General features: G+C 54.7%; 15 protein-coding genes. 7 read left to right on the plus strand and 8 right to left on the minus strand.

Annotated features, from left to right (window positions below):
* The first annotated feature begins 1 nt into the window (after position 1).
* From HWQ15_RS14480 to cspE, 5 genes are all read left to right on the plus strand, one after another.
* Positions 2–1,258, plus strand: coding sequence for a TolC family protein (locus tag HWQ15_RS14480; protein WP_063149487.1), 1,257 nt, complete (start codon positions 2–4; stop codon positions 1,256–1,258).
* Positions 1,255–2,454, plus strand: a complete 1,200-nt coding sequence (locus HWQ15_RS14485) for an efflux RND transporter periplasmic adaptor subunit (RefSeq protein WP_063149488.1) — start codon at positions 1,255–1,257, stop codon at positions 2,452–2,454. Before HWQ15_RS14480 ends, HWQ15_RS14485 begins: the two co-directional genes overlap by 4 nt.
* Complete coding sequence (locus HWQ15_RS14490; protein ID WP_063149489.1) at positions 2,451–5,567, plus strand: efflux RND transporter permease subunit; 3,117 nt, start codon at positions 2,451–2,453, stop codon at positions 5,565–5,567. Before HWQ15_RS14485 ends, HWQ15_RS14490 begins: the two co-directional genes overlap by 4 nt.
* A gap of 161 nt (positions 5,568–5,728) precedes the next feature.
* Positions 5,729–6,304 carry a lipid IV(A) palmitoyltransferase PagP gene (gene pagP, locus HWQ15_RS14495; RefSeq protein WP_032621658.1) on the plus strand — a complete coding sequence of 192 codons (576 nt, stop codon included), beginning with the start codon at positions 5,729–5,731 and terminating at the stop codon, positions 6,302–6,304.
* A gap of 190 nt (positions 6,305–6,494) precedes the next feature.
* Positions 6,495–6,704 carry a transcription antiterminator/RNA stability regulator CspE gene (cspE, locus tag HWQ15_RS14500; RefSeq protein WP_002439184.1) on the plus strand — a complete coding sequence of 70 codons (210 nt, stop codon included), beginning with the start codon at positions 6,495–6,497 and terminating at the stop codon, positions 6,702–6,704.
* A gap of 219 nt (positions 6,705–6,923) precedes the next feature.
* Here the strand turns inward: cspE and crcB are convergent, their stop codons facing one another.
* Positions 6,924–7,307, minus strand: coding sequence for a fluoride efflux transporter CrcB (crcB, locus tag HWQ15_RS14505; protein ID WP_017382474.1), 384 nt, complete (start codon positions 7,305–7,307; stop codon positions 6,924–6,926).
* Between the two features lie 67 nt (positions 7,308–7,374).
* Between crcB and HWQ15_RS14510 the strand changes: the two genes are divergently transcribed.
* Together HWQ15_RS14510 and tatE are read left to right on the plus strand one after the other, a co-directional pair.
* Entirely contained in the window at positions 7,375–8,163 is a 789-nt protein-coding gene (locus HWQ15_RS14510) for a deaminated glutathione amidase (protein WP_022647423.1), read from the plus strand.
* 128 nt (positions 8,164–8,291) lie between these two features.
* Positions 8,292–8,495: a twin-arginine translocase subunit TatE gene (gene tatE, locus HWQ15_RS14515; RefSeq protein ID WP_022647424.1), complete on the plus strand. Its 204-nt coding sequence runs from the start codon at positions 8,292–8,294 to the stop codon at positions 8,493–8,495.
* A gap of 80 nt (positions 8,496–8,575) precedes the next feature.
* On the opposite strand, the gene lipA is transcribed toward tatE, so the two are convergent.
* From lipA to mrdB, 7 genes are all read right to left on the minus strand, one after another.
* Positions 8,576–9,541 (minus strand): lipoyl synthase, encoded by a 966-nt coding sequence (gene lipA, locus HWQ15_RS14520; protein WP_006809637.1) that lies wholly within the window; start codon positions 9,539–9,541, stop codon positions 8,576–8,578.
* 206 nt (positions 9,542–9,747) lie between these two features.
* The gene (locus HWQ15_RS14525; protein WP_022647425.1) at positions 9,748–10,701 is read right to left on the minus strand and encodes a YbeF family transcriptional regulator; all 954 of its coding nucleotides are present in this window, start codon (positions 10,699–10,701) and stop codon (positions 9,748–9,750) included.
* 291 nt (positions 10,702–10,992) lie between these two features.
* A complete protein-coding gene (gene lipB, locus HWQ15_RS14530) occupies positions 10,993–11,634 on the minus strand; it encodes a lipoyl(octanoyl) transferase LipB (protein ID WP_063149490.1) in 642 nt (213 codons plus the stop codon).
* A gap of 93 nt (positions 11,635–11,727) precedes the next feature.
* Complete coding sequence (ybeD, locus tag HWQ15_RS14535) at positions 11,728–11,991, minus strand: DUF493 family protein YbeD (RefSeq protein ID WP_003858718.1); 264 nt, start codon at positions 11,989–11,991, stop codon at positions 11,728–11,730.
* A gap of 107 nt (positions 11,992–12,098) precedes the next feature.
* A complete protein-coding gene (gene dacA / locus HWQ15_RS14540) occupies positions 12,099–13,310 on the minus strand; it encodes a D-alanyl-D-alanine carboxypeptidase DacA (protein ID WP_003858714.1) in 1,212 nt (403 codons plus the stop codon).
* Between the two features lie 139 nt (positions 13,311–13,449).
* Positions 13,450–14,556, minus strand: a complete 1,107-nt coding sequence (gene rlpA / locus HWQ15_RS14545; RefSeq protein WP_023305687.1) for an endolytic peptidoglycan transglycosylase RlpA — start codon at positions 14,554–14,556, stop codon at positions 13,450–13,452.
* Positions 14,557–14,572: 16 nt separating this feature from the next.
* A complete protein-coding gene (mrdB, locus tag HWQ15_RS14550; RefSeq protein WP_022647428.1) occupies positions 14,573–15,685 on the minus strand; it encodes a peptidoglycan glycosyltransferase MrdB in 1,113 nt (370 codons plus the stop codon).

Below are 15,685 nucleotides of genomic sequence, written 5' to 3' on the forward strand. Positions count from 1 at the left end.
CATGAAACAACACACACTGAGTATGTGGCTCGGTGGGGTGTTGTTCGGCCTGTTAACCTCCGCCGCGCAGGCGGAGCCGTGGACGCTCGAACACACCCTGACCGAAGCCCAGCGCTACTCGGCAGAACTCTCCGCCAGCCGTAACGAAGCGCAGGCGCTGGATGCGATGGCGGATTCCGCCACGCAATTACCTGATCCAAAACTGAAATTCGGTATTGAAAACGTGCCGGTACAGGGCAGCAACGATCGGCGGCTTACGCGCGAAGGGATGACCATGCAGAAGGTTGGCATCATGCAAAGCTACGTCAGCTCAGAGAAGCGGGAACGTAAAGCACAGACTTTTCAGGCGCAGGCGCGAAGCGTGCTGGCAAAAACCGAGGCCGTACGTGCCGCGCTTCAGCGTGATACCGCCCAGGCCTGGCTGGATCTGGCGCTGGCACAGCAGGCGCTGAAAACGGCCAGAACGCTGGTCCGTGAAACGGAACGCCAGCGGGGCGTGCAGAAGGCGAGCGTCGGGGCGGGAGGCGCAACGCCGGACAGCGTACTGGCCCTGCAAATGATCCTCAGCGCCATGCGCGACAAAGAGACGCTGGCGCAGCGGGATGTGCAACTGGCGCAAAGCCGTCTGCTGGAGCTAACAGGGCACGCTATTACGGCGGTTCGCGGTCCGCTGCCGCGCTATCAGCGCCTTCCTGCCGATGAAAAAACGTTGCAGGAGGGGATTGCCAGACACCCGGAAGTGGAGGCCGCGCGACGTGAAGCAGAGACCGCGAAAGCGCGTTCAGCGCAATCTGCCGTGGCAGCGCTACCCGATGTGGATGTGGAGGTCTATTACGCCCACCGCGCCGAAGGCTATGACGATATGGCTGGCGTGATGTTCAGCGTGGATCTGCCTTTGTTCCAGTCAAAACGTCAGGACAAGGATTACGCCGCCGATGTTTCCCGCTCAATGCAGGCGGTGGATCAACTGACGCTGCTCAAACGCGAACACATTGCCCAGGTGCAAACGCTGGTGGCGCAGTATCAGGCTGCGCAAACGGTGTGGCAGCGTCAGCGGGACGAGGTACTACCGTTGCAGCGACAACGGCTGGCGGTGCTGACGGCGCAATATCGTTCTGGACAGTCGGCGCTTCCGGCCCTGCTGGAGGCGCGTCGTGGCGTACTGGATACGGAACTGGCGGTGAACCAGGCGGAGCGCGAAATGGCGCGAACCTGGGCTGCCGTGAACTGGCTGATCCCGCAGGAGCTGGCGCAATGAAAAAAACAACGTTAATGGCGATTGCCATCACGATAGCTGCCGTTGGCGGCTATTTTGTCGGACAGAAGCAGACGCATCAGCCGGATGCGGCTTCACAACCATCAGAACGCAAGGTGCTTTACTGGTACGACCCCATGGTGCCCGGTCAGCGCTTCGATAAGCCGGGTAAATCCCCTTTTATGGATATGGATCTGGTCCCACGCTACGCCGATGAAGCGCAGGCGGCGTCAGGCGTGGCCATCAGCACTCAACAGCAGCAAAACCTGGGGATGAAAACCGCCAACGTTGAGATGCGCCAGCTGGTTTCGCCGTTCTCGGCCTTTGCCACGGTTGCAACGGATGAACGTAACGTCTCGGTGTTGTCAGCCCCGGCCAATGGCGTGGTGTCAAAATTGTTTGTTAATGCGCCGCAGCAGCAGGTAAAAGCCGGAGAGGCGCTGGCGCAACTGTGGATCCCGCAGTGGACCGCCGCCCAGCAGGAGTATCTCGCGGTTCGTCAGCTTGGCGATGCCGCATTGACCCGCGCCGCTCGCGAGCGGCTGGCGTTGCAGTTTATGCCAGAAGAGGTCATTCGTTTGCTGGAGCGTAGCGGTAAGCCGCAGACCACGCTCATTCTGCGCACCAACCGGGCGGGCTATGTGGTGAAGCTGGACGTGCGGGAAGGGGCGCAAATCACCGCAACGGCGCCGCTGTTTGAGATCGCCAGCCTCGATCCGGTCTGGCTGGTGGTCGACTACCCGCAAACGCAGGCGCAGTCTCTGGCGGTGGGCAGCAAGGTGGTTGCAACCTCAGAAAGCTGGCCGGGGGAGCAGTTCCACGGCACGGTCAGCGAATTGCTGCCGCAGATGGAGGCGGCCACGCGAACCCTGAAAGCCCGTATCGTGCTGGAAAATTCCGCACATAAGCTGAAGCCGGGCATGTACCTCTCCGTCAGGCGTGCGGAAGAGCTGAAAGGCCCGCCGGTGCTGGCGGTGCCAGAAGAGGCGGTGATCAACAGCGGAGAGTCTGCGCGTCTGCTGCTGGCTACCGGGGACGGTTATTTCCAGCCTGTGACGGTGAAAACCGGCCTGACGGCGCAGGGCTGGACGGCGATCCTGTCCGGGGTCAAAGAGGGCGATAAGGTGGTGACGTCCGGGCAATTCCTGATTGATTCCGAAGCCAGCCTGCGTAGCGTGATGCCGGAGGTGACGCCATGATTGCCGCTGTGATTCGCGCCTCGTTGCGTAACCGCCTGCTGGTGATCCTGGCCGCGCTGATGATGGCCAGCTGGGGCTGGTGGGCGGTGCAGCGCGCGCCGCTGGACGCGTTGCCCGATCTGTCTGATGTGCAGGTCATTATCAAAGCGAGTTACCCCGGGAAAGCGCCGCAGGTGATTGAAGATCAGGTGACCTGGCCGCTGACAACCTCCATGTTGTCTGTGCCGGGTGCCAAAACCGTGCGCGGTTTTTCAATGTTTGGTGACGCTTATGTGTATGTGCTGTTTGAGGATGGCACCGATCTTTACTGGGCGCGATCCCGGGTGCTGGAATATTTAAGCCAGGTACAGGCGCAGTTTCCGCCGGGCGTGAAGGTGTCGCTGGGGCCGGATGCGACGGGCGTCGGCTGGATCTACGAATATGCACTGATCGACCGTAGTGGAAAACACAGCCTGGCAGATCTGCGGGCCCTTCAGGACTGGACGCTTAAGTTCGAGCTTAAGACGGTACCGAATGTTTCTGAAGTGGCAAGCATTGGTGGAATGGTGCGTCAGTATCAGATCGTGGCGGACCCGGCGAAAATGCGCGCGCTGAATATTACCCACAGCCAGCTATCCGGCGCGGTGCAGGCCGCCAATAAAGAGAGCGGCGGCGCCCTGCTGGAGATGGGCGAAGCGGAGTATATGGTGCGGACAACGGGCTATTTGCGCTCGCTGGAGGATTTTCGCAATGTGGTGATCGCCACCCGCGATGGCGTACCTGTCCTGCTGAAAGATGTCGCCACCATTGGCATTGGCCCGGAGATCCGCCGGGGCGTGGCGGAGCTTAACGGTGAAGGGGAGGTTGCTGGCGGCGTAATCGTGATGCGCTACGGGCAGAACGCGCTGGAAACCCTTCGCGCGGTAAAAGCGAAACTGAGCGAGCTGCAAAAAACGCTGCCGCAGGGCGTCGAGATTGTTCCGGTCTACGATCGCTCCACGCTGATTGAGGAGTCGGTCAAAACGCTGACGCACAAGCTGCTCGAAGAGTTTGCCGTGGTGGTACTGGTGTGCGCGCTGTTCCTGTTCCACCTGCGTTCCGCGCTGGTGGCGATGGTTTCTCTGCCACTGGGGATCCTCGGGGCTTTTGTGGTGATGCACTATCAGGGCATTAACGCGAATATGATGTCGCTCGGCGGGATCGCCATTGCCATCGGAGCGATGGTGGATGCGGCAATTGTCATGATTGAAAATATGCACAAGGTGCTGGAGCAGTGGCGGCATGATAATCCGGGCAAGGAGCCTGCGTCGGGAGAGTACTGGCGTCTGGCGGAAAAGGCGGCGGTTGAAGTGGGACCGGCGCTGTTTTGCAGCCTGTTAATCATCACGCTGTCATTTATACCGGTATTTTCGCTGGAAGCGCAGGAGGGGCGAATGTTCTCGCCGCTGGCGTTCACAAAAACCTGGTCGATGGCCGTGGCCGCCGGGCTTGGGATCACCCTTGTACCGGTGCTAATGGGCTTCTTTATTCGCGGGAAAATCCCGGATGAGAAGGCAAACCCAATAAACCGCCTCCTGATCCGCCTGTATGAGCCGTTGCTTGATAAGGTACTGACCTTCCCGAAAACGACCCTGGCACTGGCATGTCTGCTGCTGATCGCCACGCTCTGGCCGCTGAGCCGCCTGGGGAGTGAGTTTATGCCGCCGCTGGATGAAGGGGATTTACTCTATATGCCCTCCACGCTGCCGGGGATCTCTGCTCGCGAGGCATCGCGGCTGCTTCAGCAGACGGACCGCTTGATCAAAAGCGTACCGGAGGTGGCGAGCGTGTTTGGCAAAGCTGGTCGGGCGGAGTCGGCAACCGATCCCGCGCCATTAACCATGCTGGAAACAACTATCCACTTTAAGCCCCGCGAGCAGTGGCGGCCTGGAATGACGCCGCAAAAGCTGGTGGAGGAGCTCGATAAAACCGTGTCGCTGCCGGGCATTGCCAATGTGTGGGTGCCCCCTGTCCGTAACCGTCTGGACATGCTGGCAACCGGGATCAAAAGCCCGGTCGGCATTAAGGTGAACGGCAATAATATTGCCGACATTGAGCGCGTGGCCCGGCAGATTGAGCAGGTGGTGAAGGACGTTCCTGGCGTCTCCTCGGCGCTGGCGGAGCGACTGGAAGGCGGGCGCTACGTGGATATTCGTATCGACCGGCAAAAAGCCGCGCGCTACGGCGTTTCCGTCGATGAACTGCAAAGCCTGGTCTCCACGCTGGTCGGGGGCGATAACATTGGTGAGGTGATCCAGGGACGCGAGCGGTACCCCATCAACCTGCGTTATCCCCGCGATTTGCGTGATAACGTCGACACGTTGCGGGTGTTGCCGGTAGTAACCGCCAGCGGTAGCCAGGTGGCGCTGGGGGAACTGGCCGATATCGTCGTGACGGAAGGCCCACCGATGCTAAAAAGTGAAAACGCGCGCCTTTCCAGCTGGATCTACGTGGACTTACGCGGGCGCGATCTGAAGTCCGCCGTAGATGAAATGCAAAAACGGGTGGAGGAGAAGGTGCTATTGCCGCAGGGCGTATCTCTCTCCTGGTCCGGGCAGTTTGAATATCTGGAACGGGCGACCGCGACGCTTAAAATAGTCTTACCTGTCACGCTGATGATTATATGCGTCCTTTTATGGTTAACCTTCAGGCGGATATCAAATGTCCTGATAATAATGGGGACATTGCCTTTCGCGCTTATTGGTGGGGTGTGGTTATTATGGCTGCTTGAATATAATTTGTCTGTGGCGGGGGCCGTTGGCTTTATCGCCCTTTCCGGGGTGGCAGCAGAATTCGGCGTAATTATGGTTCTATATTTGAATCATGCGCTTGATAAATATCACAGGCTTGAGCCAGAAGGGGGAAATACGGTGCTATTGCGGGCGATCCACGAAGGTGCCGTGCTGCGCGTGCGTCCGAAGGTGATGACGGTCGCCACGATTATGGCGGGACTGCTGCCCATCATGTGGGGCAATGGGAGTGGCTCGGAGGTGATGCAACGTATTGCTGCACCGATGATTGGTGGCATGGTTACTGCACCGTTATTGTCGATGTTAGTTATTCCCGCACTCTACAAATTGTTACATCAACGTTAAAAATGTCAACTGCATGTGCTTATTCAGGCATGCAGTTTATGTATCGTCAGACTATTCTCAGGAACGGGATGGTAATTAGGAATAACACTCATGCTGTTAAGCGTTCATTCAAGTATTCTGTGCTAAGGTCTGCACCGAATACTAAATATGGTAATGGCATTGTGATTGTACGAATTAAATTCCCCCTGATTTTATTGTTTATTATTGCGCAGTTATCATTTGCGTCTGCTGTTAATGCACAGAGCAATACAGCGGATAAAAGCTGGTTCACCACCTTCACGGATAACGTCGCGCAAACATGGAACGAACCTGAACATTACGATCTCTATATTCCGGCCATTACGTGGCATGCACGTTTTGCCTACGATAAAGAAAAAACAGACCGTTATAACGAGCGTCCGTGGGGGGCTGGTTTCGGTCAGTCTCGCTGGGATGAAAAAGGTAACTGGCATGGCCTGTACCTGATGGCGTTTAAGGACTCCTACAATAAATGGGAGCCTATTGGTGGCTACGGCTGGGAAAAAACCTGGCGTCCGTTATCAGACGACAACTTCCGTCTTGGGCTGGGCTATACGGCAGGGTTCACGGCGCGTGATAACTGGAAATACATTCCTGTTCCGGTACTTTTGCCGCTTGCCTCCATCGGCTATGGTCCGGCAACGTTTCAGATGACCTACATACCGGGTACGTATAACAACGGTAACGTTTACTTTGCCTGGATGCGGTTTCAGTTTTAACTGAATTTGTCTGGTAAATTGGCCAAAAAACGCACAGACATTGAAATGTAAAGGATAAAAATCGGACAGCGAAAATTAACGCGACTTTTGTCACTTTTTATCAAAGATCCGCTGGACAAAACGCCTCACAATTGTTGTACTGATACCCGACACAGCATTTGTGTCGTTTTTTAATGTAAAGGTAATTTTGATGTCTAAGATTAAAGGTAACGTTAAGTGGTTTAATGAGTCCAAAGGATTCGGTTTCATTACTCCTGAAGATGGCAGCAAAGACGTGTTCGTACACTTCTCTGCAATCCAGTCTAATGGTTTCAAAACTCTGGCTGAAGGTCAGCGCGTAGAGTTCGAAATCACTAACGGTGCCAAAGGCCCTTCTGCTGCTAACGTAATCGCTCTGTAATTCAGACGCGTCAGCAAGAATTTCAAAACCCGCTCAATGAGCGGGTTTTTTTCGTTATGAATCAACCAAAAAGATAGATCTTCAGAAAGCTGGCGACGATCGCGACGCTTAGCAATACCATACCCACGCCTGACAGATTCTCTCTCATGCTATCACCCTCGTTCAATATTGAGCCAAGAATGACAGAGAAAAATTAAGCCAACATTAAGGTTGTCGCGCTTAATGTCCGCTGGCGGAGGAAAATAACCAGAATGCGATCGCAGTCATCGCAAACGAGCCAAGCATGTTAACGGCAATGTTCGTCAGCGCCCAGCCCATCCGGCCTTCCTGAAACAGAAACACCACCTCCGCAGAGAAGGTAGAAAACGTCGTTAAACCGCCGCAGAAACCGGTCGTAATCAGTACCTTCCACATAGGGTCGATGTTGGTCATGCGATTAAACCACGCCAGCCCCATCCCAATAATAAATGCCCCGATCAGGTTTGCCGCCAGTGTCCCCATCGGAATGGCCTGATGCAGCGGGTTAAACCGCATGCTTAAGAGCCAGCGCGCAACGCTACCCGTGCCCCCACCAATAAAAACGGCTATAAGTAGTTGTAACACTGTCAATACCTGCTATTTGCTGTGTAAGTGCGTCGAGTGTAACGCTGTTTTTAACCGGGAGACAATTATGTATGTTGCAGTAGGGCAGTTTGCGGTGACGCCGGACTGGAATGAAAACGCGGACAAGTGCATCTCCCTGATGAACCAGGCGAAGCAAAAAGGGGCGGCGCTGCTGGTGCTTCCTGAAGCGTTACTGGCGCGCGATGATGGCGATCCGGACCTGTCGGTAAAGTCTGCGCAAATGCTGGAAGGGGCGTTTCTGAAACGACTGCTGGCCGAAAGCGTCGGTAACGCGCTCACCACCATTTTGACTATCCATGTTCCCTCCACGCCGGGGCGGGCGGTGAACACGCTGGTGGCGATACGTGAAGGCGCTATTGTCGCAAGCTACGCCAAACTTCATCTGTATGATGCGTTCAGCGTCCAGGAGTCGCGACTGGTCGATCCGGGGAGTGTAATTCCGCCGCTGATTGAGGTGGAGGGTTTTAAGGTTGGCCTGATGACCTGCTACGATATCCGTTTTCCGGAGCTGGCGCTGAACCTGGCACTACAGGGGGCCGAGGTGCTGGTTCTGCCCGCCGCGTGGGTCAGAGGACCGCTTAAGGAGCATCACTGGGTAACGCTACTGGCCGCACGCGCGCTGGACACCACCTGCTATGTAGTGGCTGCGGGTGAATGTGGCAATAAAAATATCGGGCAGAGCAGGGTTGTCGATCCGCTGGGAGTGACCGTAGCCGCGGCGGCGGAAGCGCCTGCTTTACTGCTGACGGAGATAACGTCAGCACGAATAACGCTTGCGCGTCAGCAATTACCTGTTCTGCGCAACCGCAGGTTTGCGCCACCGCAATTAATATGATGTTTTTTTCAACAATGCTTGATTCACCTTGTTACAGATTGCTATTGTGTGCGCGCGCCTGATGACCGTTAATACGTTCAGGTTTCTTTGGCGCTTAATGCAGCCTGTTTCATGTAAAGAAGGTATTTATGGGTGAGATTAGTATTACCAAACTGCTGGTGGTTGCCGCACTGGTCGTCCTGCTGTTCGGTACCAAGAAGTTACGCACGCTGGGTGGAGACCTGGGTGCTGCCATTAAAGGCTTTAAGAAAGCAATGAACGATGACGACGCGGCAGCGAAGAAAAGTGCCGAAGATGACATCGCAGCACAGAAGCTTTCACACAAAGAGTAATGGCAATGCTGCAAGGCTTGCATAAAAAAACCGGCTCACGAGGCCGGTTTTTTGTTTTACTGTAAATAAGTTTTACAGCTTTATTTCACTTCTTCGCCCTTCGCCTGCATATCGGCGTGATAAGAGGAGCGAACAAACGGACCGCACGCAGCGTGGGTAAAGCCCATCGCCATCGCTTCGGCTTTCATTTCATCGAACTCATCCGGACTCACGTAACGCTGTACAGGCAGGTGGTGACGGCTTGGCTGTAGGTACTGCCCCAGCGTCAGCATGGTGACGCCGTGGCGGCGCAGATCGCGCATCACTTCAATGATCTCAGCGTTGGTTTCACCCAGTCCCACCATCAGGCCAGACTTGGTAGGAATATGCGGATGGGCTTCTTTAAAGCGCTCCAGCAGCTTCAGCGACCAGTTGTAATCTGCACCTGGACGCACCTGACGGTAGATACGCGGTACGTTCTCCAGGTTGTGGTTGAACACGTCTGGTGGCGTCGCGGTCAGGATATCGAGCGCGCGGTCCATACGGCCACGGAAGTCCGGCACCAGCGTCTCAATCTTAATGTTCGGGCTTTTTTCGCGGATGGCGGTAATGCAGTCAGCGAAATGCTGAGCACCGCCATCGCGCAGATCGTCACGGTCAACGGAGGTGATAACAACATAACGCAGCGCCATATCGGCAATGGTCTGCGCCAGTTTTTGCGGTTCGTTAGCGTCAGGCGCAACAGGACGTCCATGGGCAACGTCACAGAACGGACAGCGGCGGGTGCAGATGGCACCCAGAATCATAAACGTCGCGGTACCGTGATTGAAACATTCAGCAAGGTTAGGGCAGGAGGCCTCTTCACAGACAGAGTGGAGGCCATTTTTGCGCATCGCCGCTTTGATCCCCTGAATACGCGAAGAGTCAGCCGGAAGTTTAATTTTCATCCATTCCGGTTTTCTTAACAGCGCCTCGCGCTCTGTAGCCACGTTTTTAACCGGGATAAGGGCCATTTTATCGGCATCGCGGTATTTAACACCGCGTTCCATCACAATGGGTTTACTCATAGCGTGCGTGTTCCAGTTGCGAATATCGAAGGAAAGCGTTTCAATTCAAGGGAATGTTGTAATTATCAACTATTTTTGAACGAACGACAGGCAGTATATCATTTAAAGGGGCGGTAAAGCAGCCTGCCAGGTCGCCAATTTGTAAAATAGTTGTTGTTTTGTGCCTTTTGCCCCGCATGCGGCAGGGCCATACGCTGAAAGGCGGATCAAAAAGTCTGGCGGATCACATTGATGACGTTTTCCAGCACCGGATCGCGCAGGCTTAGCTTGTTGTAATGCAGTGAGATTTCAATAGATTCCGTCGTAAGTTGACTTAATGGAATGCTCTCCAGTGGCCAGCACTTTTGAAGCAAAGTGAAGAGACGCACAGGCATGATACAGAGCAAGTCGCTGCTGCCAATCAGGGCCGCGAGGGTAAACATATTGTAACTGCTAAAGCTGATCGGACGATCCGGGAAGAGTTCGTCAATACGTTGTCGCAGCGGATCCTGACCCTGTCCTTCGGACATAAATGTCGCATGTTCGTAATGGCGCAAATTTTCTGGCGTCAAAGGTGCGCTCAACGCAGGGTGAGCCTGACGACAAACGAGCGCCAGAGTGTCGGTATAAAGTACGTTATGCCCTAACGCTCTGGCCGTAAAGCTATTGCCGTCGATGATCAGGTCCGTCTGGAATTGCGCCAGCTGTGTTTCCGGATCGGTGACGGGCACGTTGCGGATAAGCAACTGTGGCGCATGCTGTTTCACCGCCTGATAGATGGCCGGCATGACCAGAACGCCCACTGAGGGAGAGGTGCCTATGGTGATAGTTCGTTGCTTATCGTAACTGCCGGTGAGATCCAGCGCGCCCAGTATTGATTCCAGACCCTGGCTGATGTACTCGTGCAGATGGGTGGCGTACGCGGTTGGGGTTACGCCCTGGCCTTTACGAATAAATAACGGATCGGGAAATATCGCGCGCAATTTTTGAATTGACTGGCTAATAGCAGAGGGCGTGAGATTAAGAATTTTCGCAGCATTAACGATACCTTTATGGACATATACCGCCTCAAAAATAGTCAATAAATTGAGATCAATATTACGTAAAGTCCGAAAAATTTGCGGCTTATCTTCGCCGCTGGTTTCATTCAGGCGTTTGGCTGGTAAATTAGTAGGCTCCACGCTCTTACTCCGTATCCATTCACAATATGAATGATAGTTGAATTTATTTATTATGCTTGCAGAGATTCGTAAAGTGTTTAGTAAGTTTCCATTATTTATCGAAAACAAGCAGTTGGGTGATTGTCACGCACGTTACACGAAACCCGGCGATGGTTCTATTAAGGTTCTAATTAATATGTGACGCTAATATATGGGCGACTCGAAAATATAGAATATGCGGTTTATTGTAAAGCGTAAATGCGGTAATTAAGCAGTGGCTGGTCAAATAATTGAGCCACTGTCCGAGGTAAGTTAAGCAGCAATATATTCGTAGGAGGGATTGTTAAGCAGTGCTAAAAAGTTATTCAGAAGCACGGGCCGGATATTGTCAGGCGTGGCGGTATCGACCCATTGGCGCATTTGCGTCATTTCCATACCGGCATACCCACATGGGTTGATGCGCTGGAAGGGGGCCAAATCCATATTGATATTCAGCGCCAGCCCGTGGAACGAGCAGCCTTTGCGGATACGCAGCCCCAGCGAACAGATCTTCATCTCTCCCACATAAACGCCCGGGGCATCGGCGCGAGGGTGAGCGTCAATATCGTACTCAGCCAGCGTATTCACCACGGTTTGCTCCAGTAAGGTCACGAGCTCACGCACGCCCAGCTTTCTGCGTTTCAGGTTAAGCAGAACATACATCACCTGCTGGCCCGGGCCGTGGTAGGTCACCTGTCCACCGCGATCGCTCTGGATCACCGGGATATCGCCCGTCATCAATAAATGTTCGGCTTTTCCTGCCTGGCCTTGAGTGAACACCGGCAGGTGTTCAACCAGCCAGATTTCATCAGGCGTGGTGTCATCGCGCCTGTCGGTAAAGTCATGCATAGCCTGAGAGACAGGCTCGTAAGGCTGTAGCCCAAGATGGCGGACAAGAATTTTATCCTGGTACAAAAGGATGTCTCCGAAGACAAGGGAGAATAGGTACGGGGAGTATATCACAGCGGGGAAGTGGGTTACCCGGCAAACCGGGTAACCGCAGAAGGACTACAGCACCATACGAACAATTTCAATATTGCCGAGCTCTTCGTACAGCGTCTCAACCTGCTCAATGTGTGTCGCAGTGATGGTGATTGAGACCGAGTGGTAGTTACCTTTGCTGCTCGGTTTGACTGATGGAGAGTAGTCGCCCGGCGCATGGCGCTGTACCACTTCAACCACCTGATCAACCAGCTCAGGTTTCGCCAGACCCATTACTTTGTAAGTAAAAGGGGTAGGGAATTCAAGCAGTTCGTTAAGTTTGGTTTTCATGTCAGCTCCGGCGTGTGTATAAAAAATAATAACTCCCGCCACGGGGCGGGAGTTTTACTGATACGTAGTATATGGGGATCAAAATCACACTTTCAAGTGTTCAATTTTTAACCAAACCAGTGATGGAACATCAGCTTAATGTAATCAATGATTTTGCCGAAGAAATTGCCTTCAGGAATTTCCTCCAGCACCACCAGCGGGCGCTGATCGATGGTTTTGCCATCCAGCTGGAAGTTGATGGTACCCACGACCTGATTCTTTTGCAGCGGGGCGTGCAGCTCGGTGGTATTCAGCACGTAGCTGGCTTTCAGATCTTTCATACGACCGCGTGGGATCGTCAGATAGAGATCTTTGTCCACACCCAGGGAAGCACGGTCGTTATCGCCAAACCAGACAGGTTCAGAGGCAAATTCTTTACCGGCTTTCAGCGGATTCACGGTTTCGAAGAAGCGGAAGCCCCAGGTCAGCAGTTTTTTACTTTCCGTTTCGCGTCCTTTAAACGTGCGGCCCCCCATCACGGCAGAGATCAGACGCATCTGGCCTTCAGTGGCAGAAGCCACCAGGTTATAGCCGGCTTTGTCGGTGTGACCAGTTTTGATGCCGTCGACGTTCAGGCTATTGTCCCACAGCAGGCCGTTACGGTTGGTCTGACGAATACCGTTGAAGGTGAACTCTTTCTCTTTGTAGATAGAGTACTCGTTTGGCACATCGCGGATCAGCGCCTGACCGATCAGCGCCATGTCACGCGCGGAGCTGTACTGACCTTCGGCGTCCAGGCCGTGAACGGTCTGGAAGTGGCTGTTTTTCAGGCCCAGCGCAGAGACGTAGCTGTTCATCAGGCCCACAAACGCGTCCTGGCTGCCCGCTGCAAAATCGGCCATTGCCACGCAGGCGTCGTTACCGGACTGCAAGTTGATGCCACGGATAAGTTGAGAGACCGGAACCTGCATGCCTGGCTTCAGGAACATCAGCGATGAACCTTTGAACACCGGGTTGCCGGTTGCCCACGCATCGTTACCGATAGTCACCAGATCGGTTTCTTTAAATTTACCCGCTTTCATGGCCTGGCCGATAACATAGCTGGTCATCATTTTGGTCAGGCTGGCCGGGTCGCGGCGGGCATCGGCGTTCTGTTCTGCCAGAACTTTGCCGGAGTTGTAATCAATCAGGATGTAGGATTCCGCGTCGATCTGCGGAACGCCAGGGATCATGGTCTTGATGTTCAGGTCATCCGCGTGAGCTGCGGAGAACGCAGCAGCGCAAAGGGCCGTGGTCAGCGCCATGCGCTGCACAAAACGAGCAGAAAAAGTGGTCTTCATGGTCAGAACTACGACATCCGTGATGGTATTAAAAAAAGTGCCTTACTATAGCAAATGCTATACGGGCAGGCATCCGACTTTCATCATGAGAGTGTTAACGTGGTTTACACAAACTGACATTTCGGATACCACCGATTAATTACTTCGCAACAGCGATAAACGACTGGAGCTGCGCCTCGCTCTGCAAACGCTGTTGCAGGGACGCTGCCTGCGATTTGCTGGCAAACGGACCCATCTGGATACGCCATACCGCACCGTTTTGCTCAACGCGGCCTGGCACGCCAAACTGCTGGCTTAAACGCTGCTGATACTGCTCTGCACGGGCCCGATCGCTGACGGCGCCAACCTGAACCACGTAGCTGCCGCTCGCCGTCGCAGGCGCCGCAGTCTGCGTAGCAGCCGGTGCGGTCACCGGGGCGGGTTGTGTAGCGGGTGCAGCAACAACGGGCGCAGGCGCTGGGGCAGGTTCATTTGATTCAATCACGCCCGGCGCTAACGTGGTGGGTGCACCAAGGAAACCACTGCTTTTCACCGGGGCGCCTGTCGCATCTTCACTTTGTAGCGTATCGTTGCTGATGGCGTGCACTTCACCCTGCGGCTGCGCGGGCTCTGCTGGCATTGAAGCGCCCCCCATACCACCGCTTAGATCCGGGCGTGCGGGCAGGGCGTAGGTCTGTTTCGCGACCGTGGTACAGGCCGTGCCCGGGCCAGACAGCGAACCATCCTGCGCCACGATAATCGGGTCGATACGCACTTTTGTATTATTTGAGGTATTCAGACGGTCGGCTGCCGCGCGTGACAGGGAGATCACGCGATCGTTGCCGTAAGGGCCACGATCGTTGATACGTACCACGATCATCCGGCCATTCGCCAGGTTAGTGATGCGCGCATAGCTTGGAATAGGCAGTGTCGGGTGTGCCGCCGTGATCTGCATCGGATCGAAGGTTTCACCTGACGCGGTCAGATTGCTGCCTGGCTCAGCGTCATAGATGGCAGCAAAGCCGGCCTGGCTGAAACGGGAAGGATCCTGAACGATTTTATAGCTTTTACCGTCGCGCTGATAATCCTGATTCACGCTGGCGTTCAGCGGTTCATAAACGGGATCGGCACCGCTAATTTCAACAATCGGGCCATTACAGACCGCAGGCTGCGGCGGCGCGACGGTTGCCTGTTGCTGACCATCATCACTTGTACAGGCGGCAAGTAAACTTGCTGCGATGCAGATCCCCAGCCACTGCTTACGCATTGCGATCCCCTTATTTTTATACGCTTTTGGACAACATTTTCCTGTGGGTATGGATCGACATGACGATACCAAACCCGGCCATCAACACGATCAGTGCCGAGCCCCCGTAACTCACCAGCGGCAGCGGTACGCCAACAACCGGCAGAATACCACTCACCATACCAATATTTACGAAGACATAAACGAACAAAATCAACATTAATCCACCCGCCATAACCCGGCCAAAGGTGGTCTGCGCGCGTGCGGCAATGTAGAGCCCACGCATGATCAACAGCACGTAGAGTGCAAGCAGCACCAGAATGCCAACCAGCCCTAACTCCTCAGCCAGAACGGCAAAGATAAAGTCGGTGTGGCGTTCCGGTAAAAATTCGAGCTGCGACTGTGTCCCGTGCAGCCAGCCTTTTCCGCGCAGGCCGCCGGAGCCAATCGCAATCTTCGACTGAATAATATGATAGCCTGCGCCCAGCGGATCGGTCTCGGGATCGAGCAGCATCATCACGCGCTGGCGCTGGTAATCATGCATCAGGAAGAACCAGAGAATAGGAATAAAGGCAGCCAGCAGGACCACCGCGATGCCGATCAGACGCCAGCTCAGGCCGGACAGGAACAGGACGAACAGGCCGGAGAGGGCGATGAGAATCGAGGTACCGAGGTCAGGCTGTGCGGCCACGAGCAGCGTCGGCAGGAAAATTAGCACCAGCGCAATGGCGGTATTCTTCAACGACGGCGGGCAGACGTCGCGGTTAATGAAGCGCGCCACCATCAGCGGAACGGCGATTTTGGCGATTTCTGACGGCTGGAAGCGGACAATCCCCAGATCCAGCCAGCGTTGCGCCCCCTTCGAGATAGCACCGAACGCATCTACTGCCACCAGCAAAATGATACAGAAAATATAGAGATAGGGCGCCCAGCCCTCATACACGCGCGGTGGTATTTGCGCCATCACCACCATAATGACCAGACCCATGGCGATCTGGCCAACTTTACGCTCCATCATGCCGATATCCTGGCCGCTGGCGCTCCAGATAACGAGGGCGCTGTACACCAGCAGAGCCAGCAGGATCAGCAGCATGGCAGGGTCGATGTGGATCTTGTCCCACAGCGATTTTTTATTCGGATTATCCGTCAT

It is taken from the genome of Enterobacter sp. DSM 30060 (genome assembly GCF_013375955.1).
In the GTDB taxonomy this organism is placed as follows: Bacteria; Pseudomonadota; Gammaproteobacteria; order Enterobacterales; family Enterobacteriaceae; genus Enterobacter; species Enterobacter intestinihominis.